At 62.0% G+C, this 25,160-nt stretch carries 24 protein-coding genes and 1 tRNA gene; 7 read left to right on the forward strand and 18 right to left on the reverse strand.

Annotated features, from left to right (window positions below):
• Position 1: 1 nt before the first annotated feature.
• The 11 genes from AC0NIL_RS09655 to AC0NIL_RS09705 all read right to left on the reverse strand — a co-directional run bounded on the left by AC0NIL_RS09655 (position 2) and on the right by AC0NIL_RS09705 (position 11,903).
• Positions 2 to 760 carry a 3-ketoacyl-ACP reductase gene (locus AC0NIL_RS09655; RefSeq protein ID WP_473572543.1) on the reverse strand — a complete coding sequence of 253 codons (759 nt, stop codon included), beginning with the start codon at positions 758 to 760 and terminating at the stop codon, positions 2 to 4.
• The gene (locus AC0NIL_RS09660; RefSeq protein WP_473572542.1) at positions 757 to 2,259 is read right to left on the reverse strand and encodes a GMC oxidoreductase; all 1,503 of its coding nucleotides are present in this window, start codon (positions 2,257 to 2,259) and stop codon (positions 757 to 759) included. Before AC0NIL_RS09660 ends, AC0NIL_RS09655 begins: the two co-directional genes overlap by 4 nt.
• A gap of 88 nt (positions 2,260 to 2,347) precedes the next feature.
• Positions 2,348 to 3,463, reverse strand: coding sequence for an ABC transporter ATP-binding protein (locus AC0NIL_RS09665; RefSeq protein ID WP_013529698.1), 1,116 nt, complete (start codon positions 3,461 to 3,463; stop codon positions 2,348 to 2,350).
• A 4-nt stretch (positions 3,464 to 3,467) separates the two neighbouring features.
• Complete coding sequence (locus AC0NIL_RS09670) at positions 3,468 to 4,412, reverse strand: carbohydrate ABC transporter permease (protein WP_027161386.1); 945 nt, start codon at positions 4,410 to 4,412, stop codon at positions 3,468 to 3,470.
• Positions 4,409 to 5,365, reverse strand: coding sequence for a carbohydrate ABC transporter permease (locus tag AC0NIL_RS09675; protein WP_024502750.1), 957 nt, complete (start codon positions 5,363 to 5,365; stop codon positions 4,409 to 4,411). Before AC0NIL_RS09675 ends, AC0NIL_RS09670 begins: the two co-directional genes overlap by 4 nt.
• 104 nt (positions 5,366 to 5,469) lie before the next feature.
• Complete coding sequence (locus AC0NIL_RS09680; RefSeq protein ID WP_013529701.1) at positions 5,470 to 6,723, reverse strand: ABC transporter substrate-binding protein; 1,254 nt, start codon at positions 6,721 to 6,723, stop codon at positions 5,470 to 5,472.
• A gap of 57 nt (positions 6,724 to 6,780) precedes the next feature.
• Positions 6,781 to 8,292, reverse strand: coding sequence for an aldehyde dehydrogenase family protein (locus AC0NIL_RS09685; protein WP_473572541.1), 1,512 nt, complete (start codon positions 8,290 to 8,292; stop codon positions 6,781 to 6,783).
• Positions 8,293 to 8,301: 9 nt separating this feature from the next.
• Positions 8,302 to 9,078, reverse strand: a complete 777-nt coding sequence (locus AC0NIL_RS09690) for an enoyl-CoA hydratase/isomerase family protein (RefSeq protein ID WP_473572540.1) — start codon at positions 9,076 to 9,078, stop codon at positions 8,302 to 8,304.
• A complete protein-coding gene (locus tag AC0NIL_RS09695; protein WP_474048774.1) occupies positions 9,071 to 10,621 on the reverse strand; it encodes an acyl CoA:acetate/3-ketoacid CoA transferase in 1,551 nt (516 codons plus the stop codon). Before AC0NIL_RS09695 ends, AC0NIL_RS09690 begins: the two co-directional genes overlap by 8 nt.
• Positions 10,622 to 10,668: 47 nt before the next feature.
• Positions 10,669 to 10,848, reverse strand: coding sequence for a hypothetical protein (locus AC0NIL_RS09700; protein WP_224621356.1), 180 nt, complete (start codon positions 10,846 to 10,848; stop codon positions 10,669 to 10,671).
• Complete coding sequence (locus AC0NIL_RS09705) at positions 10,845 to 11,903, reverse strand: LacI family DNA-binding transcriptional regulator (RefSeq protein ID WP_013529706.1); 1,059 nt, start codon at positions 11,901 to 11,903, stop codon at positions 10,845 to 10,847. Before AC0NIL_RS09705 ends, AC0NIL_RS09700 begins: the two co-directional genes overlap by 4 nt.
• Positions 11,904 to 12,141: 238 nt before the next feature.
• Here AC0NIL_RS09705 and AC0NIL_RS09710 point away from each other — a divergent pair, with 238 nt between their 5' ends.
• Positions 12,142 to 13,296 (forward strand): dihydrodipicolinate synthase family protein, encoded by a 1,155-nt coding sequence (locus AC0NIL_RS09710; RefSeq protein WP_473572538.1) that lies wholly within the window; start codon positions 12,142 to 12,144, stop codon positions 13,294 to 13,296.
• A 55-nt stretch (positions 13,297 to 13,351) separates the two neighbouring features.
• Here the strand turns inward: AC0NIL_RS09710 and AC0NIL_RS09715 are convergent, their stop codons facing one another.
• Together AC0NIL_RS09715 and AC0NIL_RS09720 are read right to left on the reverse strand one after the other, a co-directional pair.
• Positions 13,352 to 15,520, reverse strand: a complete 2,169-nt coding sequence (locus AC0NIL_RS09715; protein WP_473572537.1) for an alginate lyase family protein — start codon at positions 15,518 to 15,520, stop codon at positions 13,352 to 13,354.
• A 228-nt stretch (positions 15,521 to 15,748) separates the two neighbouring features.
• Positions 15,749 to 16,039: a hypothetical protein gene (locus AC0NIL_RS09720; RefSeq protein WP_127368816.1), complete on the reverse strand. Its 291-nt coding sequence runs from the start codon at positions 16,037 to 16,039 to the stop codon at positions 15,749 to 15,751.
• A 202-nt stretch (positions 16,040 to 16,241) separates the two neighbouring features.
• Between AC0NIL_RS09720 and AC0NIL_RS09725 the strand changes: the two genes are divergently transcribed.
• Together AC0NIL_RS09725 and AC0NIL_RS09730 are read left to right on the forward strand one after the other, a co-directional pair.
• Positions 16,242 to 16,574 (forward strand): lysozyme inhibitor LprI family protein, encoded by a 333-nt coding sequence (locus tag AC0NIL_RS09725; protein ID WP_224621359.1) that lies wholly within the window; start codon positions 16,242 to 16,244, stop codon positions 16,572 to 16,574.
• A gap of 14 nt (positions 16,575 to 16,588) precedes the next feature.
• On the forward strand, positions 16,589 to 16,984 hold the full coding sequence (locus AC0NIL_RS09730; RefSeq protein WP_013529710.1) for a hypothetical protein: 396 nt from the start codon (positions 16,589 to 16,591) through the stop codon (positions 16,982 to 16,984).
• 452 nt (positions 16,985 to 17,436) lie between these two features.
• Here AC0NIL_RS09730 and AC0NIL_RS09735 read toward each other — a convergent pair whose 3' ends face one another.
• Entirely contained in the window at positions 17,437 to 18,204 is a 768-nt protein-coding gene (locus tag AC0NIL_RS09735; RefSeq protein WP_127365980.1) for a Stf0 family sulfotransferase, read from the reverse strand.
• 402 nt (positions 18,205 to 18,606) lie between these two features.
• Between AC0NIL_RS09735 and AC0NIL_RS09740 the strand changes: the two genes are divergently transcribed.
• A complete protein-coding gene (locus AC0NIL_RS09740) occupies positions 18,607 to 18,813 on the forward strand; it encodes a hypothetical protein (RefSeq protein WP_013529712.1) in 207 nt (68 codons plus the stop codon).
• A gap of 274 nt (positions 18,814 to 19,087) precedes the next feature.
• Here the strand turns inward: AC0NIL_RS09740 and AC0NIL_RS09745 are convergent.
• Positions 19,088 to 19,162 (reverse strand) — tRNA-Val (locus tag AC0NIL_RS09745).
• A gap of 116 nt (positions 19,163 to 19,278) precedes the next feature.
• Positions 19,279 to 19,641 carry a cell cycle two-component system response regulator CpdR gene (cpdR, locus tag AC0NIL_RS09750; protein ID WP_006199474.1) on the reverse strand — a complete coding sequence of 121 codons (363 nt, stop codon included), beginning with the start codon at positions 19,639 to 19,641 and terminating at the stop codon, positions 19,279 to 19,281.
• A 164-nt stretch (positions 19,642 to 19,805) separates the two neighbouring features.
• On the opposite strand from cpdR, the gene AC0NIL_RS09755 reads away from it, so the two are divergent.
• Together AC0NIL_RS09755 and hisN are read left to right on the forward strand one after the other, a co-directional pair.
• Positions 19,806 to 20,747 (forward strand): N-formylglutamate amidohydrolase, encoded by a 942-nt coding sequence (locus AC0NIL_RS09755; RefSeq protein WP_013529713.1) that lies wholly within the window; start codon positions 19,806 to 19,808, stop codon positions 20,745 to 20,747.
• A gap of 301 nt (positions 20,748 to 21,048) precedes the next feature.
• Positions 21,049 to 21,822 (forward strand): histidinol-phosphatase, encoded by a 774-nt coding sequence (gene hisN, locus AC0NIL_RS09760; RefSeq protein ID WP_024502739.1) that lies wholly within the window; start codon positions 21,049 to 21,051, stop codon positions 21,820 to 21,822.
• A gap of 17 nt (positions 21,823 to 21,839) precedes the next feature.
• On the opposite strand, the gene AC0NIL_RS09765 is transcribed toward hisN, so the two are convergent.
• A complete protein-coding gene (locus AC0NIL_RS09765; RefSeq protein WP_127385173.1) occupies positions 21,840 to 22,817 on the reverse strand; it encodes an alpha/beta fold hydrolase in 978 nt (325 codons plus the stop codon).
• A 481-nt stretch (positions 22,818 to 23,298) separates the two neighbouring features.
• Between AC0NIL_RS09765 and AC0NIL_RS09770 the strand changes: the two genes are divergently transcribed.
• A complete protein-coding gene (locus AC0NIL_RS09770) occupies positions 23,299 to 23,766 on the forward strand; it encodes an Hsp20 family protein (protein ID WP_013529716.1) in 468 nt (155 codons plus the stop codon).
• Positions 23,767 to 23,837: 71 nt separating this feature from the next.
• On the opposite strand, the gene AC0NIL_RS09775 is transcribed toward AC0NIL_RS09770, so the two are convergent.
• Positions 23,838 to 24,887: a threonine aldolase family protein gene (locus tag AC0NIL_RS09775; protein WP_473572535.1), complete on the reverse strand. Its 1,050-nt coding sequence runs from the start codon at positions 24,885 to 24,887 to the stop codon at positions 23,838 to 23,840.
• Positions 24,888 to 25,160 lie beyond the last annotated feature (273 nt).

Raw genomic sequence — 25,160 nt, forward strand, 5'->3', positions numbered from 1 at the left:
TTCATAGCCGTGGCACCGAGAGCGCGCCGTCGACATTGATGATCGAGCCGGTCGAAAAGCCGAGCTTGCCGCCGGCGAGCGTCGCCACCACCGCGCCGATGTCCGATGCTTCGCCCCAGCGTTTGGCCGGAACCAGGCCGCCGTCGACAAGGGCGTCATATTTGGCGGTCACGCCTGAGGTCATGTCGGTGCGGATGATGCCGGGCCGGACTTCGAAGACGCCGATGTTTTCAGGCGCAAGCCGCAACGCCAGGTTCTTCACCCACATCGAAAGCCCGGCCTTCGAGATGCAGTAGTCCGGCCGTTCCGGCGACGCCATTTCAGCACTGACCGAGGTGATGGTGATGATCGATCTCTGATCGCCTGGCGCAGCCAGCATCGCCTTGGCGACAGCCTGGCTGAGGAAGACGGTGCCGCGCAGATTGATGCCGAGCGTGCGGTCGAAATTTTCCGGCTTGAGGTCCAAGAGGTCACCGCGCATCACGGCGCCGACGCCGGCATTGTTGACCAGGCAGTCGATGCGGCCGAAGGCGCGCATCGCGGCATCGACAAGTGCTGTATGGGTGTCGAGGTCCGCGATGTCGCACCTGACATAGGCGAATTTTGCGCCACGCTTGGTGATGTCGGGGGCAAGTCCGTCGGCGGCTGTTTCGGCAAGGTCGGCGACCAGAATATCGAAGCCGGCATCCGCCAGTGCCTGGGCGCAGGCGAGGCCGATGCCGCGCGCGCCGCCGGTGACGATGGCGGCGGGGCGGGTCATGCGGCGAGGTCCGTCTTGCGGATGTGGTCAGCAACGCGCAGCGCTTGGGCTGCAATCGACAGCGCTGGGTTGACCGCCGCCGAGTTCGGCAGGAAACCGGCGTCGACGACGAACAGGTTCCGGTGGTCGAAGGAGCGGCAGTAGGGGTCGAGCGCCGCCGCCGCCGGATCGTCGCCCATCTTGACCGTGCCGCATTGATGCGACGGCGTGCGCTTGTCGAAGGGGCGCGACAGCACGATGGGATAGCCGCAGGCGCGGAAGTTTTCGCGCATTACCTTGTTCAGCTCGTCGAGCGACTGCATGTTGGAGCGCCGCCACTGCATGACGATGTCCTTGCCGTCGACCATGATGCGGCTTTCCGGGTCGGGCAGGTCTTCGCACATAAGGTACCAGTCGACGGCGTGGCCGGCCATGAAGTCGAGCGCGAATCCCGGCGTGTACTTGACATTGGCCCGCAGCATGTTGCCGTCGATCTTGCCGAGCAGTTGGACGTTCCCCAGCGGCTTACCGCCCTTGCCGTCGGACAGATAGTAGTCGTTGAGCATCAGCGTCTTCTGGTAGACGGCATCGTTGCGGCGGCGCGGATCGATCGCCAGCATGGCGCTGGAATTGTGGTTCATGAAATTGCGCCCGACCTGATCGGAGCGGTTGGCAAGGCCCTTGCCATCAGGAGACGGTGATCGCAGCAGGATGACGGCGGAATTGACCGCGCCAGCGGAGAGGATGACCAGTTTCGGCGCGACCTTTTTCAGCTCACCATTCTGCCGATAGTGGATGGCAGCAATGGTTTTGCCGTCGGTCGATGCCTCCAGGTACTCGACATAACAGCCGGTCTCGAGCCGGATGTTGGTGTCCTTCAGGGCCGCCGTCAGCGGTCCTGTCTGCGCGTCGACCTTGCCCTGGCCGGTGTTGGGAAACGCATCCCAGCCGGTCTTGCCCTCTTTCAGCCAGGTGTCGATGTCGACGCCGAGCGGCAGCGAGGCCGGATGCAGGCCGAGGTTTTTCAGCTCGGCGCGGGCGCGGGCGATCGGCGCCTCGTCGGGCACCGGCTTGTAGGCGTAGGGGATCGAATGGAACGGCTCGGTCGGATCCTCGCCCAGTGCACCGCGCACGCGAAACAGCTGTTCGGCTTTCGAATACCAGGGCTCGAATTCCTCATAGGAGAACGGCCATGCCGGCGAGACCCCGCCAAAGTGCTCCATGGCGGCGAAATCTTCCTTGCGGTAGCGGATCAGCACCGCGCCATAGAACTTCGAATTGCCGCCGACATAATAATAATTGCCGGGGTTGAAGGCGGCGCCGCCGGCCTCACGCCACATCTCCTTCGGCCTATAATGGCCGTCGACGAAGATCGAGCGCGTGTCGCGCGCGTGCGGCGTCGCCGGCAACGGCTCGCCGCGCTCGAGCATCAAGATCGAGGCGCCGCTGCCGGCAAGGCCGGAAGCGATCGTGGCGCCGCCGATGCCGGAGCCGATGATGACGATGTCCGGATTTCTCATGGCCTAAATCGCGTCCCGACGCGCTTTAGTTTTTTGTTTTGATGCATGTCGTTGCCCCAAAACCGGATCCACTTTTGGGCGACATACATCAGCGAATACGGGTCTCGGTCGCCGGATCGAAGAACACCGCCTTTGTCAGGTTGAAGGCGAGCGGCGTGTTGGTGCCCGGCTGAATGTTGGCGTCGGCGCGCAGCCGCGCCACCACGCCCTTGCCGCCGAGATTGGTGACGGCGAAGGTGTCCGAACCTGCCGGCTCGACGACCTCGATGTGACAGTCCGCGGTTGCGATGTGCGAGGCGTTGCGCTCGGCACCTTCCGGATCGGTCAGGGCTTCGGGACGGACACCGAAGATGATCGGCTTGCCCTGGAATGCCGACAGGCCCGCCGGCGCATTGGCCATCGGCAGGTTGATCGGCTCGCGCGCCTCGCGCTGCAGCACGACGGACAACGCATTGCCTGACGTACCGATCGTCGCCGGGATCAGGTTCATCGCCGGCGAGCCCATGAAGTCGGCGACGAAGAGATTGCTCGGGTTGTTGTAGATTTCGGCCGGCGTGCCGAACTGCTGCACCTCGCCGTCGCGCATCACGGCGATCTTGGTCGCCAGCGTCATCGCCTCGATCTGGTCGTGGGTGACGTAGACGATGGTGGTGCCGGTGGTGGCATGCAGGCGCTTGATCTCGATGCGCATGTCGACGCGCAGCTTGGCGTCGAGGTTGGACAAAGGCTCGTCGAAAAGGAACAGTTTGGGGTCGCGCACCAGCGCCCGGCCCATGGCGACGCGCTGGCGCTGGCCGCCCGAAAGCTGGCTAGGCTTGCGCTGCAAGAGGTGGCCGATCTGCAGCACCTTGGCCACCTTGTCGATCGCCTTCTGGCGCTCCGCCGCCGGCACGCCGCGCATCTCCATGCCGAAGGAGATGTTTCCGGCCACCGTCATGTTCGGGTAGAGCGCATAGCTCTGGAACACCATGGCGATGTCGCGCTTGGAGGGGTGCAGATCGTTGATGGCGCGGCCGTCGACCCGGATTTCGCCCGAGGTGATCGTCTCCAGGCCGGCGATGGTGTTGAGCAAAGTGGACTTGCCGCAGCCGGAAGGGCCGACCAGCACCAGGAAACCGCCTTTCTCGAGCTCGACATCGATCCCTTTCAGGATCTCGACCTGGCCGAAGCGCTTTCTCAGACCATCAATTTCCAGAAAAGCCATCAGATCATCCTTTGACGGCGCCAGCCATGAGACCGCGCACGAAGTAGCGGCCGGCGAGCACATAGACGAGAAGGGTGGGCAGTGCCGCGATCATCGCGGCGGCCATGTTGACGTTGTATTCGACGACGCCGGTCGACGTGTTGACGACGTTGTTGAGCGCCACCGTCATCGGCATCGCGTCGCCGGTGCCGGCGTAAGCCGAGGCGAACAGGAAGTCGTTCCAGATGTTGGTGAACTGGTAGATCACGGTAACGACGAAGATCGGCATCGAGTTCGGCAGCATGATGCGGCGGAAGATCTGGAAGAAGGATGCGCCGTCGACCTGTGCCGCCTTGACCAGTTCGGTCGGAAACGCCTCGTAGTAGTTGCGGAAGAACAGCGTGGTGAAGCCGATGCCGTAGACGACGTGGACGAAGACCAGGTTGACCGTCGGGTTGCCGAGACCGAAGCTCGTTCCGACCGAGTTCTGCAGTGTGACGCCGAAGCGGCCGAGGCTGCCGAGGATGGTCGCCATCGGCAACAGCACCGACTGGAACGGAATGAAGCAGGCAAACAGCATCAGCCCGAACACCAGCGTCGCGCCGCGAAAACGCCATTTGGTCAGAACGTAGCCGTTCAGCGCGCCCAGCATGGTCGAAATCAGAACGGCCGGAACCACCATCTTGATGGAGTTCCAGAAATAGCCCTTGATGCCGGCGCAGGTGAGGCCGACGCAGGTCTCGCCCCACGCCTTCAGCCACGGGTCGAAGGTCGGCGCCTTGGGCAGCGCCAGCATGTTGCCGTTCTGGATCTCGTCCATGGTCTTGAACGAAGTCACCAGCATGACGAACAGCGGCATCAGGTAAAACAGCGCAAACAGCGCCAGCAGCCCGTAGATGACGATGCGGTTGAGGGTCTTGACGTTGACGCCGCCGGAGGCCTGGCGGGCGGGAGTGGTGACGGCGCTCATCGCGGCTTCTCCCGCAGTTCCGAATAGAGATAGGGCACGATGATGGCGACGATGGTCATCAGCATGATCACCGCACTGGCCGAGCCGACGGCCATTTCGTTGCGCTTGAACGTGTACTCATACATGAAGTTGGACGGCAGCCACGCCGAGCCGCCGGGCCCGCCGCTGGTCAGTGCGACCACGAGATCGTAGGACTTGATGGCGAGGTGCGCGAGCACGATGAATGCCGACAGGAAGATCGGCCGCAGCAGCGGGATGACGATGCGGCGATAGAGCTGGAAGGTGGTGGCGCCGTCGATCTGCGCCGCCTTCATGATCTCGCCGTCGATGCCGCGCAGGCCGGCCAGGAACATCGCCATGATGAAGCCGGAGGCCTGCCAGACGCCGGCAATGACCACCGTGTAGATGACGAAATCCTTATTCTTGATCCAGTCGAAATGGAAGCTCGTCCAACCCCATTGATGCAAGGTCTGCTCGAGACCGAGGCCGGGATCCAGGAACCATTTCCAGGCGACGCCGGTGACGATGAAGGACAGCGCCATCGGATAGAGATAGATCGGCCTCAACACGCCTTCGCCGCGGATCTTCTGGTCGAGCAGGATGGCCAGGAACAGGCCGAGCGCCAGGCAGATTGCGATGTAGAGGAAACCGAAAATACCCATATTGGTGATCGACGTGTACCAGCTCGACGGCGGGTCTGTGTCGAAGGTCCAGCCCCACAGCCGCTGATAGGCGCGCGAGCCGGTTAGGACATAGGACGGGAAGGTCTTGGAATTGGTGAAGGACAGATAGATCGTCCACAGGATGAAGCCGTAGACGAAGACGATGGTGATGGCGAAGCTCGGCGCCAGCACGATCTTCGGCAATGCGTCTTGCAGGCGCGAGCGCACCGAGGCGCGTGGCCGCGCATGCTCCGGCGTCAGCTTGATCTGGCTTGTCGCTACTGTGCTCATGGGGCTCCTCCCGTCGACTCGCGGCCAACCAGCTTCGCGGATCTATGTTCGCGGATCTGGGCCTTCCCCGCCGGAGCGGGGAAGGCGTTTTTGGTGCGTGGCGCTTACTTGGCGTCGTCGATCGCCTTGACCAGCTCGGTCACGGCTTCGTCCGAGGTCTTGATCTGACCATGGACGAATTTGGAGACGACATCCTTATAGGCATTGGCGACCGCCGGCGGCGCGCCGTAGCCCTGGGCCAGCGAACCGAACAGCGTGCCGCCTTCATTGGCGGCCTTCAGGTCGGCGATGCCCTTCTTGCCGCAAGCGTCGAAGTCGGTGTCCGGAACGTCGGTACGGGCCGGAACCGAACCCTTGACGACGTTGAAGGCCGACTGGAAGCTCTTCGACAGGGTGGCGGTGGCCAGTGCGACCTGGGCGGCCTTGCGGTCGTCGGGAACATTGAACATGCCGAACATGTCGGAGTTGTAGATCACCGAGCCGTCGGTGCCCGGGAAGCGATAGCACAGGAAGTCGGTGCCCGGGGTCTTGTTGGCGGCGTGGAACTCGCCCTTCGCCCAGTCGCCCATGACCTGCACCAGGGCATCGCCCTTGATGACCATGGCGGTGGCAAGGTTCCAGTCGCGGCCCGAGAAGTTGGGGTCGACATAGGTGACGAGCTTGGCCAGATTGTCGAACGACTTCTTCATCGTGTCGGACTTCAGGGACTCGTCATCGAGGTCGTTGAAGGCCTTCTTGTAGAACTCGGGTCCGCCGGTCGACAGCACGACGGAGTCGAACATGGTGGCTTCCTGCCAGTTCTGGCCGCCGAGAGCGAGCGGGATCACGCCTGCCGCCTTGGCCTTGTCGAGCAGGGCAACGAAGTCGTCGAAGGTCTTCGGCTCGGTGCCGCCGATCTTGTCCAGGACGGCCTTGTTGATCCACAGCCAGTTGACCGAGTGAACGTTGACCGGCGCCGCGACCCACTTGCCGTCATAGACCGAAAACTTCTGCAGGGCTGCCGGAACGGACTTGTCCCAGCCTTCCTTCTTCGCCGTTTCGGTCAGGTCGCCCATGACGCCGGCGGCTGCATAGTCGAGCACGGTGTAGCCGAGCATCTGCGAGGCGGTCGGATAATTGCCGGCCGCGACCATCGCCTTCAGCGCGGTCATGGCGGCATCGCCGCCGCCGCCGGCCACCGGCACATCCTTCCAGGCATAGCCTTCCTTGGCCAGATCACCCTTGAGGACGTTGAGAGCAGCCGCTTCGCCGCCCGAGGTCCACCAATGCAGCATCTGGACTTCCTTGACGTCCTCGGCGTGGGCCGCGAAAGCCAGGCCCGACGCGAGAGCCGTTCCGATAAGCAGTTTGCGCAACATGTACTTCCTCCCTTGTTGCATTACACGACCGGCGGATGCCGCCGGGTTCTTCTCAACTCAGCCGACCCACCACCCGGTGCGCTGGCCGCGATGAAACTGGATTGTCTTTTCCTCGGTATAATCCTCGACGGCGCGTTTGCCGAGTTCGCGTCCGAGACCGGACTGCTTATAGCCTCCGAAAGGCAGCTCGGGATAACCTTCCATGAATGTGTTCACCCAAACGGTTCCCGAACGCACGCCGCGCGCGACCGACATGCAAGTGTCAATGCTGGCGCTCCACACGCCCGCCGACAAACCATAGGGCGTGTTGTTGGCGATGTGCAACGCCTTTTCAATCGATTCAAAAGTCAGCACCGAGAGCACCGGGCCGAACACTTCCTCGCGCGCTATGGCCATGTCCTCGGTGACGCCGCGGATGATGGTGGGATCGAGGTATTGACCGATATTGGAGGCCAATTGCTTGCCTCCGCTGTAGATGCTGCTGCCCTCGGTCGCGGCTGCCGCAACGTAACCGGCCACCTTGGCCAAATGGTCGGACGAGATCATCGCGCCGACCTTGGTTTGGTCATCGAGCGGATCGCCGACCGTGACCCTGGCGGTAAGCGCCTTGACGGTGCTGAGAAAATCGTCGGCGATCGCCTCGTGCACGATCAGCCGGCTGCCGGCATTGCAGCACTCGCCGGCATTGAAGAAGCCGCCGAACACCGCCGCATCGGCGGCCGCTTCGAGGTCGGCGTCCTGGAAGACGATCTGGCCGTTCTTGCCGCCGAGCTCCATCGAGACTTTCTTCAGCGACTGCGCGGCGGATGCCATCGTCATCTTGCCGACGCGGGTGGAGCCGGTGAACGAGACCATTTCGACCAGCGGGTGGCTGACCATCGGCGCACCGACATCGGCGCCAAGTCCGGCCAGGATATTGACGACGCCGGCGGGCAGGCCGGCCTGCATCAGGATGTCGCCGAGCACGAAGGTCGAGGCCGAGGTCATTTCGCTCGGCTTGACCACCGCCGTGCAGCCGGCGGCGAGCGCGAAGGGCAGTTTCTGGCTGACGATCAGGAACGGGAAATTCCACGGGGTGATGATCGAGACGACGCCGATCGGTTCGCGCAGGACGACACCCAGCATGGCGTCGCCGAGATTCGCGTAGGTTTCACCATGCAGCGTACGGGCAAGCGAGGCGGCATAGCGCCAGATGTCGACGGCGCCGCCGATCTCGCCGCGCGCCTGGGCGATCGGTTTGCCCGATTCCAGTGCGTCGAGCCGGGCGATGTCTTCCAGCCGGCCCTCGATCAGATCAGCTGCCTTGAGCAGGATCGCGGCACGTTCGGCCGCCTTCATGCGCGGCCATGGACCCGTTTCGAAAGCCCTGTGGGCGGCAAGCACAGCGGCTTCCACTTCGGCCTCACCGGCCTGCGCATAGTGCGAGACGGTGAAGCCGTGGCCGGGGCTGTTTCGAGCAATCGTGCGGCCATCGCGGGCATCGACATGCTTGCCGTCGATCAGCAGCTTGTAGCCTTTCGGGGCTTCGGCCGCCTCGGCCGGCATGGCGATCTTCAGGGGTGCGTTCATATGTTTGCTCTAGGATCTCGAAAAGGCCGGCTTCTGCTTGGCCTTGAAGGCATCGACGCCGGTCTTCAGATCGCCGGTCAGGGCGATGAAGCCGCTGGCCAGCGCTTCGGTGGCGGCGGCACTTTCCTCGCCTTCGGCGACCGCGATCATCAGCTTGGCGGCTTCCGTCGCCAGCGGGCCGCGCTCGGCGATCTTTTCCGCCCACGCCTTTGCTTCTTCGTGTGCGTTGCCAGTCACGACCACCCGGTCGACGATGCCCAGGGCGAGTGCCTCGGGGGCGAGAAGGATCTCGCCGCCCAGCGCCATGCGGCGCACCGTCTGCGCGCCGAAGCGGCGCACGGCGCGCTGCGTACCGGACCAGCCGGGCACGACGCCAATCGAGGTTTCCGGGAAGCCTAATTTCACTTGTGTTTCCGCCACGCGCAAGTCGCAAGCCGCAGCCAGTTCCAGGCCGCCGCCCAGCGCATGGCCGGACAGGACGGCGATTGTCGGCTGCCGCAGCCGCGCCAAGCGGTCCAAGACGCGGTGGCCGTAGCGCACCCACTGCACCTGGAAATCGGCGGCACTCATCTGCGCCCAGGCTTCGACATCGCCACCGGCGCAAAAGCCCTTGCCTTCGCCGCGCAGCAGCACGACGCGGACGCCCTCGGCCATCTCGGCCGCGTCGAGCGCCGTCTCTAGCGCCCGCAGCATCGGAATGTCCAGTGCGTTGAATTTCTCCGGCCGGCGCAGCGTGATGGTACCGATGGCGCCATCCTGCTCGAAGGTGACGAGAGGCTCAGCCACGCGCGCCTCCGAGCGAGGCGCCGCCGTTCAGCGACAGGCCTATCGGTTGCTCCTGATAGAGGGCTGCCGGTGTCGTCTTGAGGTCCTTGGCAACGCCCAACGGAATTTCCGACTGGGCCAGCACATCACGCTGCAGATCGATGCCGGGTGCGAGTTCTGTGACGACCAACCCCTCCGGCGTCAGCTTCATCACGCAGCGTTCGGTGACATAGGTGATGTCCTGTCCCTGCGCCACCGCGCGCTTGCCCGAAAACGAGATGTGCTCGACTTCGTTGACCACCTTCTTGACCTTGCCCTCGTGGTCGATGCGGATGCCGCCATCGGCCAGAGACAGTTTGGCGCCGGCATTGAAGAAGCCGGAGAAGACGATCTTCTTCGCCCGTGCGGTGATGTCGACAAAGCCGCCGGCGCCGGCGGTGACATGCGGCCGCGCCGAAAGCTTCGAAACATTCACAGAGCCGTGTCGATCGATCTGCAGGAAGGACAGCAGCGAGGCGTCGAAGCCGCCGGCCTGGAAATAGATGAACTGGTGCGGCGAGGGCATGAAGGCGTCGGCGTTCGATGAGCAGCCGAATTTGAAGTCGAGCAGCGGCACGCCGCCGACCGCGCCCTGTTCGATCACCCAGGTAATTTTGCCGTGCTGGCCTTCCTCGAGAAGGATGCGCGGCACATTGGCGGAAATGCCGAACCCGATATTGACGGCCATGCCGTCGCGCAACTCCATGGCGACGCGGCGCGCGATCACCTTCTGCACGTTCATCTCCGGCGTGCGGAAGCTCGACAGCGGCCGGAAGATTTCTCCGGAGATCGCCGGGTCGTAGGGTGTCAGCGTCGTCTGCAACTGGTCGGGCGCGACGACGATATGGTCGACCAGAACGCCGGGCACGCGCACGTCATGCGGTTTCAGCGTGCCGTTCTCGACGACGCGCTTGACCTGCGCGATGACGATGCCGCCATTGTTGCGGGCGGCGAGCGCCTGTTCCAGTCCGCCGAGATAGGCGCCCTCATGCTCATAGGTGAGGTTGCCGCGCTCGTCGGCCGACGTGGCGCGGATGATCGACACCTGCGGCACGATAGAGCGGAAATAGAGCCATTCCTCGCCGTCGAACTGCTGCACCGAAACGATCGGCTCGCTGGCGGCGGCGTTCATGGCGCAGCCCTGGTGGCGCGGGTCGGCGAAGGTGTCGAGACCGACTTTGGTCAGCACGCCCGGCCGCTTGGCCGCGGCTTCGCGGTGCATATCGAACAGGATGCCGGACGGCACGTTGTAGGCGGCGACCGAATTGTCGCCGATCATCTTCCAGATCTGCGGCGGTTCGGAAGAGGAGGGGCCGGACGGGTAGGAGCCGCACAAGGTACGCTTCAGCAGTCCCGGCTTGGCCAGATGGTCGATGCCTTTGATGCCATACATGTCGCCGGCTGCGATCGGGTGCAGCGTGGTGATGTTCTTCGGATGGCCTTCTGCGTCGAAGCGTTCGCCGATCGCGGCGAGCACCGCATCGGGGCAGCCGAGGCCGCTCGACGAGGACACCGACACGACCATGCCGTCCTTGACCAGGCCGGCTGCCTGCGCCGCGGAGACCACCTTGCTCAATTCATACTCCCGAATTCAGGGTCGATTGCGACCGCCTTGCCTGATTTCGCGGTTTGCAATGCTGCTTCGACTGACGCCGATGACCAGATGCTGTCCTCGCCTTGCGCGCGGATGGCGTTGATCATGAACTGCCTGACGATCGTGCTGGCGCCGATCAAGCTCCATTTGACGCTCATGCAGCGCCTCCCGAACCGGCCGCCCTGTTTCGAATGCGGCGATCCGGGCCGCAGCTTTCCCTGACCACCAGATTGACCGCGCCGATATGGTCTTCGGCCCGTGTGGTGCGCGACTGGATCATTTTCAACATGACATGGGCGGCGCGTTCGCCGAGGCCCGCCGAGTCCACCGCGACGCTGGTCAGAGCCGGCATGTAGTGCTCGGCCTCGGCCACATCGTCGAAGCCGACGATGGCGAAATCAACTCCCGGCTCAAGCCCGCGCTTGCGCAGCGCCAGCATGGCGCCAAAGGCGACGGCGTCGTTGAAGCAGAGTGCCGCGGTCGGCGGTTCAGCCATTGCGAGAGCGGTTTCGAGGCATGCGATACCACCTCTGCGGCTGGTCTCTCCCTCGACGACCAGAGTGTCGCGGTCGGAGATGCCCTGCGTCTCGCAGGCTTCGCGAAATCCGCCAAGCCGCTCGTGATAGACGACGAGATCGGACGAGCCGCCGAAGAAGACCAGCCGGCGATGTCCCTTGCCGATCAGATGAGCGGTGGCGAGATAGGCGCCGCGATGATTGTCGGGCGCGATGACCGGAATGCGGCTCTCGGGAAGCCGGCGCATGGCGAATACCACCGGCAGACCTGCCGTCTCGATCCGCCTGAAGGCGCCCGGCGTCGTGCCGCGAGCCGGCGACACGATGAGGCCGGCGACGCCTTGCTCCATCAGCGACTTCAGCACTTCTTCCTGGCGCACCGGATTTTCCGCCGTGTTGGCGATGAACGGCACGATGCCGGCCGACTGGAAGACCCGCTCCATGCCGACCGCCAGCTCTGCGAAGAAAGGATTGGTGAGATCGTTGATGACCATGCCGATGACGTTGGAGTGCGCCTTGCGCAGATTGGCGGCGCCGCGGTTGTAGACGTAACCGACATCCTCGATCGCCTTGCGCACCTTGCTCGCTGTTTCGGGCCGGATCAGTCCGCTGCCCTGGAGCACGAGCGATACCGTCGATTTGGACACGCCCGCTTCGCGGGCGATGTCGAATATCGTCGCCTTGGCCCGGTTGGCCATCCAGATGCATCCTCCCGACTGCAGGCCCAAAACTATTGGAACGTTCTAATCTCTGCTCCGCTCGTGAGTCAATCGGGATTTTTCCCGCGCCTCGAACATCGATTGTGCGTACTCAAATGGCATGCTCCATAAGGCTTTCTTGTTGCAATGCAGCATTTCATCCTGCAGGGAGTTCGAATCTTAAAGGTCCTTGATTTATTGGAACGTTCCATTTAGTACGTTGCGAAGGGAGCGATGGATGGACATTTCCTTGCCTGGTGAGGGTGGCGGCAGCACCCGGTACACGCTGGTTGGCGAGCCCGTGCAGCCTGACATCGGCGCGCGATTTTCGCGTATCGCCTATGCCGCCGCGCACGTCGTTGCCGATCCGCTCGCCATGACCGATCCGTGGTCCAGACCGGTGATCGACTGGGAGGGGACGATGGCGTTCCGTCACCATCTGTGGCGGCTGGGCTTCCGCATCGCCGAAGCGATGGACACGTCGCAGCGTGGCATGGGCTTCGACTGGGCAAACGCGCAGGAATTGATCCGCCGCTCGATCGCCGAGGCGCGCACGGTCGATGGCGCCGATCTCGCCTCGGGCGCCGGCACCGACCATCTGGCGCCCGCCGCCGCCAAAACAATCGATGACGTCGTCAAGGCCTATGAAGAGCAGTTCGCTTTTATCGAAGGGCTCGGCGGCAAGGCGATCATGATGGCCAGCCGGGCGTTGGCGGCAGTTGCCAAAGGGCCGGACGACTATGTCAGCGTCTACGACCGCATCCTGTCGCAGTCCTCCGGCAAGGTCATCCTGCACTGGCTGGGCGACATGTTCGATCCGGCGCTCAGGGGCTATTGGGGCAGCGAGAATTTCGAGGTCGCTCTCGATACAGTCGTTGCCATCATCGAACGCCACGTCGGCAAGGTGGAGGGGATAAAAATCTCACTGCTCGATGCCGGCAAGGAGGTCGCGCTGAGGAACCGTCTGCCGGACGGCGTCGTCATGTTCACCGGCGACGATTTCAATTATCCCGAACTGATCGCCGGCGACGAGAAAAGGCACTCGCACGCATTGCTGGGTATTTTCGACGCGATTGCGCCGGTCGCCAACGCGGCGCTGGCGAAACTGGCGGAAGGCGACCGCGCCGGCTTTGACGCGTTGATAGCGCCGACCGTGCCGCTGTCGCGAAAGATCTTCGAGGCGCCGACCGAGTATTACAAGGCCGGCATCGTCCTCATGGCCTGGCTGAACGGCCATCAGGATCATTTTGCGATGGTCGGCGGTATGCAGTCGGCGCGCGGCATCCGTCACTATGCCGACTTGTTCCGCCTTGCCGACAAGGCCGGATTGCTGGCCGATCCGGAACTGGCGGTGACCAGGATGAAGAGCCTTTGCACCGTCGCGGGTGTTTGAAGCGCGGAAAGTGGTTCTCATCATCGACGTGACAGGCCAGGAATGCCGGGCGTCGCTAACGTCTCCGCCACAGCCAAAAAGGCGCGATTGCCTCGTCTGGATGAAAAATGGGCTTGGTCGCCCTTCCCAGATCGGCAGGTGGCATTCCTGCGGGATCATGGTGCGTCAGGTCGAGAAGCAGCGGCCCAAGCCGATCCGGATCGACAGTTTCGGCCGACATGGTGTGTGGCTTGTTCTCGTGCGCAACAAGCCAGTGCAGCGCCTGGACCAGTCCCAGTCCCTCGGCTGTCTTGTGTTGCCAGAGATTGTCACCGACCGAAGACAGGACACGGGCCAGCGACGTCCAGCCTTGCAAGGTAAACATGGCGTAGTGCCTGGGGCGCGTGCGGGACAGTTCCCTGGGCAAGGAGCCATCGGCTGCGATCTGGGTTGCTAGTCTCTCCCGAGCATAGAGGCTGATCTTGGCCAGGGTGGCGCTGTCGCCAAGAAACGTGGCGATCGATGCCCGCTGCAAATCGTAATATGTTCCCTGGTTGCTGCTGCTGCAGAAGGCCGTCGCGGCTGCCGGCGCGGTGTCCAGCCATTCACAGTAGGAACCGAGCCAGGCTCTGAACGCCTCGCGATCCTCGTCGCCCAGTACTCCCATTCGCTCGAGCAGGCGTACGGCATCCAGGAAGAAATAGAAATCCTTCAGCTCGATGATGCCGTGGCCGGACCCTTCATTGTTGTCGTGGCCCGACCGCACCTGCGCATAGCGCAAATGCGGGTTCATTCTTGTCCTGGGATCGATAAACCATGCGCGAATGAGCCTGGCGGCGTGGACGGCATAATGATGCCCATCAAGCACGGTTGCGGCGAGCGCAAGCACGGTTGTGTCGTCGAAGACGCGCTGCAAGCGTGTGCGATCGTAGGTTTCGCTTCCTGCTGCATACAATGCCGTGCCGGGCACGCGTTCGCCATCGCGCCGGATATAGGGCAGGCCGTCGGGTCTGTCGGGGTCGGGCCACCAGTAAGGCGCGGGGTGAAAATAGTCCTGGGGATCCCCGCTGGGGGCTAGGCCAGTCTTGTCGAGCACGCTGAACGGACCGCGGGCGAGTGCCTGTCCGGCCGCGGTTTCGAGATGGTGCAGGATGGGCCCGTCCTTCACTGCGTGGGCCAGGGCGTCTTCGTCATAAAAGGCCAGGCGGGAGGTATCAAGCCGAGCGGCGACTGCCTTGGCGTCACATTGATCGACCATATCGACGATCGCCTGATCGCGGCTGACCAGACGCGCGACGAAGCCGGCCTTGCCGATCTCCAGATGCGAACGCCCTGAATCCAGGCGCGCCACCCAGCCCGCTTTCTGGAGCAGCCCGGCATCCGCCGCCCGGACCGGGCGTGGAAAATCCCAGGCATCGTCGCGGTAGCGGTCCCAGGGGCCGGGAACTGCCAACCGCCACAGCATCTCGATTTTTGGCCGCCTTCCGTAACCATAGTTTTCGTCGAACAGTTGCGTGGTATCGGTTCGAAATATGATCTGCGGCTCTTCCTCGGCCGGCGGCTGGAAGCTCTGGTCCAGCAGAAGCGCATTGTCGACAATGCGCGCCATGGGCACCACAGCGTAGGGAAGGTGCGGGTTTTTCTCGATCGCGGACCGTATCCGCTGGAACGCAGAGGCTGTCAGGTAGCAGTTCCCGTCCCAGGGCATCAGCCATTTTGCCCTGTCGCGGGCAATCGCGAGCGCGGCGTTGCGAGCCCCATTGTTGTTCATCACATAGAGGTTCTTGCTGCGGCGGATGTGCGTTTCGTAACGCGCGGACTGTCCGCTCGCACGGCCCTTCTCTGAGAATCGGAGGTCGCCGGCAACAAGCTGGTCGACGTCCCAGGATATCTTCCGGTACTGATCGAGTTCGAAGGGGATTGTATGAAAACTCTGGCGGCGGCTTTCGAGCAGGCCGATGATCCGGGCTTCCTCGTCGGTGTCGACTATTCGATTGACGATCCAGAATTTTTCGCAGGCGTCGAAGACCGGTTCGTTGTCCAGAATGAACAGCACGTTGTCGAATGACTGGCCCTTGCGGTGTCGCGGTTCCAGATCATTGCCGATGATCCGGACGAGCATGAAGCTGTCGGCAATCTGCGAGATCGGCGACGCCGTGTAAGTCTCGCGGGCGGCCTCGATCCGCTTGCCGAGTTCGCGCCGGTATTCAGCGTTCTGCTTTGCGGAAATGAGCGCGTTGCCCAATGTCGACCACGGCGACCGCAATTGCGTGCGCACACGGTTCAGTTCGCGATATATCTTCGGCCAGGACGATAGTTTTGTCCTACCGGGCTGTGAGCTCATGACGGCACGCAGGGAGACCGGATCCCGATCACCGCCTCGGGGATGCGCGCGGTTTCGCCAATCATTCCGACTTCGACTCTGGACCATTTCTGAGCGTGAGGCGACCAAGCCCTGAATTGTGCGACACGATCAATCATGGAAAACGTCTCTCGCATGTAGCGTTGCGAATGTCCTGTTATGTTCTGCTGAATAAGTGACGGCAGGTTGCCAGGCAACGCCGACAGGACAATGCGATAAATCAAATCCGAAAACCACATAGCATGGCAAATGCCCCGGCATCGGCGATTCGCCTTCACGCAAAGGCAAGCTCGCGAAAGATGCGCCGGTGATCGCAATTTTCTTGGAACCAATCCTCCCGGCGCGCGACCAAGCGATGTGTCCAAACATGGTCAGCTTGTGGCGGCCGCATTCGACCGCCATTGCATCGAATGCATGAGTTATCTGCCACTCCCCGCATATCACCTCACGGCCCTAGCCTCGTCCGTCCTGCATTGTTGAACCCGACAACCCTTTGCTTACTATATGGTTTTCCAGGCCTTGCCGGCTGCTCCTATGCGTGCTTACTTGTGGTTGTTTTCATGAGGGGGATACAATCATGCGTTTTCTACTTGCTGCGGTCGCCATGCTGTCGTTCGCCGCCACCGCGGCTCTGGCCGATCCAGCTTCGGACTTCAAAAGAGCCGATCAGGCATTGAACCAGACCTTCAAGCAAATCCAGAAGCGGCTTACGGATGATTCCGACGGCAAGGCACGGTTCGTGAAAGCGCAGAGAGCGTGGATTGCGTTCCGCAACGCCGAATGCACGTTTCAATCCAGCGGTGACGATGGTGGCTCCGCGGCGCCGATGGTTGCCGCTGCTTGTCAGGCTGACCTGACCAAGGCCCGCACCAGGCAGTTGAAGGCCTACCTGAACTGCCAGGAGGGTGACCTCTCTTGCCCGGTGCCATCAGAATAATCTGGAGTGACAAAATGCCGAATTTCAAGATGAGATATGTGCTGATCGCGCTTGTGCCGTTGGCGGTTGCCGGTTGCGTCAGCGCTGAGGATCAGCGCGCAATGGATCAGCAACAGTGCGCGTCTTACGGCTACAGGCCAGGAACCAACAGGTTTGCCGACTGCATGATGCAACAGACCTCACAACGTTCAGAAGATGAGCAGCGCTCATTGGATCGCATGGCCGCGCAAGAACAGAGAGACAAGGATCGCAAGGAAGCGCGTCGAAAGGACGACAGCTACATCGATCCAAGGCCGAGTTACGACAAGGACGGCAATCCGAATTTCGACACTCAAGGCAATTACCAAGGGTGTCACGGCGCGGGATGTTTGGTCGACAATCCAGACAATAACGATGACGATGACCAGTAGGCTGGCTCCGCGAGGCTCTCCTTCCTGCCCCCTATAGTCCGGACCTCAACCAATCGAGAAACCCTTCGCCAACTTCAAGCACTACATGCGGCGTTGCGCCAGGTGCAGGCTAGAAGTCAACCCAAATGCGAACCGCTCTACCTCTGGCGAACAGCCGGGAAATGCCGATCCCGCACACGCGATCCGCGATTCCATCAGCTTGAAGGATGGTTCCGGAACTTTTTGCCGCAATGGCAGGTTCGAGCGACATGACGAAACTATCTGACCCTGGCCCGCCGTTCCCAGCAAGCTGCACGGCGGCCAGGACATCCCGGAAGAAGATCATTACTGCGGGCAGACGGTTGACCGGCGCGATTTACTCCAGGTGTTCTGGAGGAAGAGCCGGGGCATTGAGCGCTGGAACCGAGCCAGCTGCAACGATCATCGAATTTCCCCGAAGAAAGTACCTGCCTCTAGAAGCGCTTTCGGATCAGGGGCCGTTTCAGGGCAAAGCGGGCGATATTGTCGAGCGTTCTTGGCACCGCCATCTCCCCGATGCCCTCAATGGCGCCCTTGGCCGCTGCGTCCTCACGAAAGCGCACTATCCATTCTTCCGTGAGGCTGTCCCGTTGAACAGTGAATCTCGAATTGGCGGTGTCTTCCGGGACCTGGACGCCCATATAATCCGCCACAGCTTCCAGATAGGGCCGTGGGTCTTGCTGCAAATCTTCGTAGACGAATTGACGACAATCCAGCCCCGCAAGTTGTAGGTAGGACCTCCAGAACGCATAGCTTCGATCAATCTGGAAATACGCTTGGCTGATGTCGGCGAAGCTATAAGGAACAGAGCGCGGATTGACTTTCCCTTCGTGCCGGCTCGTCCACACTCCAGACATCCTAGCTCGGTAGAACGAAATAGCTTGCTGAATTCGGTCGCGACGTTCCAACAAAATGAATTCCAAGCCGTGTTTTCTTCGTATCTCGAATAGAAAATCCTTTCCGAATTTCTCCTTACACCAGGCCAGATGGCGCGGAAACAACTTGATCGCAAACCGCCCGTTGTCGGTCGCCGCTTTCTCGATGGCCGCTTTTTCAAGATCATCATAGGTGCGGGGATCGAAGCGTAGATAGGCCGGATCAAGCCATTCCTCCGACCGTCCCATCAGGCCAGTTGCGTTCGTCAGGCTTCCCAGCCAATTCGAACCGCTTCTTCCCTCTGTAAGAATCGCAACGCCCCGCATAAAATCCTCACTTCACCTTGTCCCGCAACGCATGCCGCAAGGCCCGCTTACCTTCAATCCAAATCAGCGCTGCGTTCCCGCCCCATGTCCAGGAACACCGTGTTCAGCTTATTGCCGCCGTGATCTTCGTTGCCATCTTGTCGGCATCACCAGGGTTTGGCTGGATTCCAGACCAGATGACCACGCAATTCATCTAGGACGCCGCATCGGCCGCCATCGTCATCGTGGGCGTGTTCGCCGTCGCCGACACGTCGCCACGCGATTGCTGCGCCTGCCCAGGAGTGTCCTCTGTCGAACAACCGTGAGGGTTGTTTTCGCCGCCATCACTATTTTTGTGAACCAATTCACCCGAGGCGCGACCAAGTGATGTGTCCAAACATGGTTCATCAAGGAGAACGTCTTATGTTTACTGTCTCGAGAAACGTCTTTTTGGCCGCCATCGCCGTTTCGGTGCTGGCCGGCTGCAAGACAACCGCTCCCAGGGAATGCGACAAGCTGAAGCCTGGCGTCACCTATAACGGCAAATGCTGCGGCATCGGCGAGCCTTGCCGCGAAGGCAAGGGCGGCGGCGACAGGCCGGGAAATACGCCTGATCCAGCGCCGCAATGATCTGATTGCGTGTCGCCCGTTCCGGTCAGCGCTGGGACGGGCGCGTTGCGCTCGAAAGCTCGCCAACGTCCAGCCTCCCCTTGAGGCACCGAAATCGTCCACCTCTGTGTAACGCGCGCCCTGGACGGCCCTGTGCCACGCTGTGCCCTGCTTATCCCAAGTGAGGAGTTCTTCCGCCAGCACCTCGACGCTGCTCATCCCGCGCGTCATGCCCACGCGCTTTGTCTGGCGAGCCGGCCAGCATGTCGATCCAAGTCTGATTTGTCTGGTTGGATGGTGGGCGTGACAGGGATTGAACCTGTGACCCCTGCAATGTCAATGCAGTGCTCTCCCGCTGAGCTACACGCCCATCCGAAGCCGCGCATACACCATTTTTGATCCAGCGCGTCAATAGCAGGAAAAAGGAAAGAAGGCGTCGTCTCGCCGCAGTGGCGAAGAGGTGCGGCGCCTCGCCTAGAAAACGGCTCAGGCCGCCTGCAGCATCTTCTCCACCTCGTTGACGAGGTCGCGCAGATGGAATGGCTTCGACAGCACCTTGGCGTCTTTCGGCGCCTTGGAATCCGGGTTCAACGCAACAGCGGCGAAACCGGTGATGAACATGACTTTCAGATCGGGATCGATCTCGGTGGCGCGGCGCGCCAGCTCGATGCCGTCCATCTCCGGCATGACGATGTCGGTCAGCAGCAGCGAGAACGGTTCTTCGCGCAGCCGCTCATAGGCGCTGGCGCCATTGTCGAAATCGCTGACCTGGTAACCGGCGCGCTCCAGCGCCTTGACGAGGAACCGACGCATATCGTCGTCGTCTTCCGCCAGAAGAATGCGTGCCATGATATCCTGTCCGAATCACCCGCCCGAGATTGCCGTTGGGCAAGCCCGTTAACCATCCTGTATATGAGGAGGTGAGGGTAAACATCAAGTGAACGCGGACGGCGATGATCCATATTTGCCGGGGGGTGTGCCGCCGCTGAAATGCTGGACACGCGGCCTGCAAGGTGGCACTTTCACATCATGATGCACTGGTGTTTTCGGGTTCGTTCAAATTGAAGACGGCAGCCGAGGATTTTTCGGTCTTTCCACCCTTCGAAATCCGGTCGGGCGCCGAGCAGCGCGTCCCCTTCCTCTTCAATTCGCCGCATAGCGGCCGCTACTATCCCGAACGGTTCCTGGCCATGGCAAGGCTGGACCGCAACGCCATCCGCCGGTCGGAAGACTGTTACGTCGATGAGCTGTTCGGCGGTGCCGTGGCGCTCGGCGCGCCGCTGCTGGCGGCGAATTTTCCGAGGGCCTATCTCGACGTCAATCGCGAGCCGTGGGAGCTCGATCCTCGCATGTTCGCCGAGCCAGTGCCGTCCTTCTGCAACATCCGCTCGGCGCGGGTGGCGGGTGGGCTTGGCACGGTGCCGAAGCTGGTCGGCGAGGGGCTCGACATCTATTCCGGCCGCCTGCCGCTGTCGGAAGCCGTTGCCCGGATCGAAACCGTCTACAAGCCCTATCACGAGACGCTGAAGCGGCTTTTGACCCGGACCCATGCGCGGTTCGGTTTTGCCGTGCTGATCGACTGTCATTCGATGCCGGCGAGCATCCGTGTCGGCGACAGCGGGCTGCGGCCCGACTTCATCATCGGCGACCGTTTCGGCATCTCGGCAACCGCCGCCCTGACCGAGACCGCGATCGGCCTGCTCAGCGCCATGGGCTATTCGGTTGCCCACAACAAACCCTATGCCGGCGGCTTCATCACCGAGCATTACGGCCGCCCGGCGCGCCATCTGCATGCGCTGCAGATCGAGGTCAATCGCGGGCTCTACATGAACGAACGGACATTCGAGAAGGCCGCCGGCTTCGATGCGCTGGCCGACGATCTGACGCGGTTCTCAGCCGACCTGATGTCGATGCCCGACCATCATTTCATCGACCTGCCGCTGGCCGCGGAGTGAAATCGCGGCGTAAAAAAAGACCGCATCGTTTGCACGATACGGTCGAAGTCTAGGGAGGAAACGCCCAAGGAGGGCATGGACAGGAAACCCTGTCCGAGGTCAAGGGTATTGTGCGTTGCACAAATGTCAAGCGACCTTCAGGCTTTTTTAATTCACTCTGATGTGGAAATTGCGTTTCGACGACGCTTATGTGACATCCGGGCAACAGATGCCGTCGCGGAGAAGTCGTCGAACACACTTGTTTTGGTACGAAATTGGCGGCAGAGCACGGCTCGGACATGCTGCAGTGCGGGAGAATCAGTTGGACATCAGTGTCGATTTCATGCGCCGCATCGCGCAGGTGGCGGCGGCGGAGACCTTGCCGCGCTTTCGTGCCCAAGGCGCGGTCGCCAACAAGGAACAGGGCAGTTTCGATCCGGTCACCGAGGCCGATCGCGAGGCCGAGCGCGCTATCCGGGCGCTGATCTCTGCCGAGTATCCCGACCATGGCATTCTTGGCGAGGAGCATGGCAGCGAGAACATTTCGAGCCGGCATGTCTGGGTGATCGACCCGATCGACGGCACGCGCGCCTTTATTTCCGGCCTGCCGGTGTGGGGCACGCTGGTCGGGCTGACGGTCGACGGTGACGCCGTTGCCGGCATGATGGCGCAACCCTTCACCGGCGAGCTGTTCTACGCCAACGCCTCAGGTTCGCACTATGAGGGGCCGGGCGGGCCGCGAAAACTGACGACCCGCAAGACGACGAAGTTGGACCAGGCGACGCTGTTCACCACCACGCCGGCGCTATTCAAAGGCGAAGCGCGCAACCGTTACGATGCATTCGAAAGACAGATCCAACTCGCCCGCTATGGCGCCGATTGCTATGCCTTCGCCATGATCGCTTCGGGAAGCGTCGATATCGTCGCCGATCCCGGTTTGAAGCCATACGACATCGTGGCGCTGATCCCGATCATCGAGAAGGCAGGCGGTGTGGTCACCACATTCGATGGCGGGCCTGCGGAAAAGGGCGGCGATGTCCTGGCGGCTGCAACGCCGGAACTCCACGCAGCTGCCATGGCCGCCTTGCGCGGCTGACCAGCGACCGGCGGCCGTCAGGCCGTGGGGTCGTCGCTGCCGGGAATGAAGGCGTCGAAGGCGGCGAGCAATTGCTCGCGGTAGATATCGGCTTCCTGCAGGATTTCGTGGCGGGAGCCGTCGATCATCAGCAATGAACCGAGCCGCAGACGCCTGGCGTAGGCTTCGACAGCCCTGGTCGAGACGACCTGGTCGGCGCCGGCGGCGATGATCAGCAGCGGGACCTGGATCCGGGCCATGAAGTCGGGGTCGCTGACGGCTTCCGAAGCTTTCGCGGCTGCCCGCAGCCAACGGATCGTCGGCCCGCCAAGCGCCAGTTGCGGGTATTCTTCATAGATCCGTGTGTTGCGCCGATAGCGTTCCGGGTCCGATGTCAGCTTGTTGGTCTCGAAAGGGGCCGTTACCCTCGGCCGCGGACCCCAGGCGGCATAGAGCCGGCCGAGGCCGAGAGCGCAGAACAGGGAACAGACGCGGCGAACCGTCGAGATCGAGACCGGCAGGTCGGGCAGCGTCAGGAAGGGCGCGATCAGCACCATGCGCCGGACGCGGTTCACCATCGACGGCGCGGCCAGCAGGGTGATCAATGCGCCTGCCGAATGGGCCAGGATGTAGTAGGGTCCGCGGCAATCGGGCAGCACGATCTCCTCGAAGAACTGTTCGAGGTCGGCGGTGTAGTCGCGGAAGCTGCTGACGTAGCCGCGCTGGCGATCGCGGATCAGCCGGTCTGAATCGCCCTGGCCGCGCCAGTCGAGCGTGGCGACGCCAAAGCCACGATCGGCAAGGTTGCGGATGGTTTCGAAATATTTCTCGATGCACTCGTTGCGGCCGGTGAGCAGGACCACGGTGCCCTTCATCGGGCGAGCGACCGCGCCGAACAGGCCGTAGCGGATATTCTTGCGGTCACGCGTGGTGAAGAAGCCGCCGGCGGCGTTTTCCGGCCGCGGATTGCCCTCGATTTCGTGAAAAAGGGAGTTTTCGGTGAAAAGATCCGTCATTCGGCGCTTCGTGCTCGGCGTCTCGCATGCCCGCCTGCGCTGGCCGGCTCCGCTAAGGTGATAGACGCCCATGCGCCAAAAGCCAAGGAATTCCCGGTGACTGACTGGGCTGCAACAGGGAAGGCCGGAAGCCGCTTGAAAGCGTGCTTCCGGCCTCTGTCGATCCGGGAGGAAGGGACGTTACACCCGGTCGGCCTCGTTGCGGTGCCTGTTGTGCAATCGGCGCCGCCAGTCCTTGATCCTGGAATGGACTTTAGCGCCGGCTGCCTGAACGCGCGCCGAAGTGCCGGTTCATCTGCCGTTCATCAAGGGTCCGGCCGCCGTGGCTTTTGCCGCCAGGTGAAATCTTGAAATGCTTTCCAGCGCTCCCCAAATGTCTCGTGCGGTCGCCAATGTCGGGGCCGCTGGCCCACCCGAAACGCCGCTCAAGGGTTTCGCACCGGCCATACGCAAACCATGTTGCTCAACAGGAGAACACCTCATGCGTCACGTTGATTTTTCCCCGCTTTATCGCTCGACCGTCGGCTTCGATCGTCTGTTCACGATGCTCGATTCGCTTGCGCAGCCGGATGGCGCGCAGACCTACCCGCCCTACAACATCGAGCGCACCGGTGAGGATTCCTACCGGATCTCGATGGCGGTTGCCGGCTTCTCTGACGAGGAAATCTCGATCGAAGCCCATCGCAACGTGCTGACCGTGAAGGGTGAGCGCAAGGACGAGGGCACCGGCGAAGGCTCTGAACTGCTCTATCGCGGCATTGCCTCGAGAGCCTTCGAACGCCGCTTCCAGCTTGCCGACCACGTCGAAGTTGTCGGTGCTTCGCTGAAGAACGGCCTGCTGTTCGTCGACCTCAAGCGCAACATCCCCGAGGAGCTGAAGCCGCGCAAGATCGCGATTACGGCATCTTCGGCCAAGGCCAAGCAGATCGAGGCCAAGACCGCTGCCTAAAGTACAAGTCTCCTCCCGAGACGGAAGCGGCGCCGAAAGGCGCCGCTTTTTTGTTATCGGGGATTTCGGTATCAGGCGATCAGCTGGCCAAAACGGTCGACCTCATCGGCCGTCGTCGCGAAGCTGGTGACGAAGCGATACAGCAACTCGTCCTCGCTGATGTGGCCGTCAAAGCCGTGCGGCTTGTGCCAATCATAGAACGCCGCACCCGCTGCCTGCAGCTTTTCAGCTTCGGCTTTCTTGATCACTGCGAAAACCTCGTTTGCCTGCGGCAGCCATGCCAGCTTTGCCGTGGCCGAATCCTCGATCGCAGCGGCAAGGCGTGCGGCCATGGCGTTGGCGTGGCGGGCGGTGTCCAGCCACAATCCGTCTTTGAAATAGGCCTCGAACTGCGCCGCGACGAAGCGCGATTTCGAAAACAGCTGGGCGGCGCGCTTGCGCAGGAACGCCAATTCCCCGGCACGATCAAGATCGAACAGCACGATCGCTTCGGCGCACCAGCAGCCATTCTTGGTGCCGCCGAAGGACAGGATGTCGACGCCGCGTTTCCAGGTCATTTCGGCTGGCGACGTGTCGAGCGCGACCAGCGCATTGGCAAAGCGGGCGCCGTCCATGTGCAAGGGCACCGAATATCGTTTGGCGATCGCCGCGATCGTCTCGATCTCATCCAGGCCGTAGATAGTGCCGACCTCGGTCGACTGGGTGATCGAAACGGCCATCGGCCGTCCCCAATGGACGATTTCCGGTGCGAAACGGCCGATGGTCCTTTCCAGATTGTGCGGATCGATCTTGCCCAGCGCGCCATCGATCTCATGCAGGCGTGAGCCGCCGGAAAAATACACCGGCGCGCCGCATTCGTCCTCGATGACATGCGATTCGCGATGAGCAAAGGAAATGCCGCCCGGCTTGTTGTAAGCGGTCAGCGCCAGCGAGTTGGCGGCCGTGCCGGTGGCGACGAAGAACACCGCGACCTCGCGTTCGAAAATCTCGCTGAAGCGCTGGTAGACTGCCTGGTCGAGCGCTCCGTCGCCGTAGGCGGTCGAAAAGCCGCCGGCATTGGCCGACAGGCCGGCGGCAATGTTGGGGTGGGCGCCTGCCCAATTGTCGGAAGCGAAGAACATGCATCTGCCTATGTCTTGGGAGAACGGGGGGTTGGGGAAATCAGACTGAAGTTGACCGGTTTCGCGTGCTGATCGCAAGGGCCAGGCGCCGGAAAAACAGTAAAGCCAGCCAACGGGCAAAGCCCAGGCCGACGACTGAAGCTTACGTTTTTCCTCAGCTTCACGACATTTTCTGTCGCGAATGCCCCAAGTTTTTTGCAAATCGGTCTTGTGTGCGTCCGGGATTTCTGCCATAAAAATTTAGGACAGTAGTGCTGTCTTATTTTGTCGCAC

The sequence above is a fragment of the Mesorhizobium sp. WSM1343 genome (assembly GCF_055901535.1).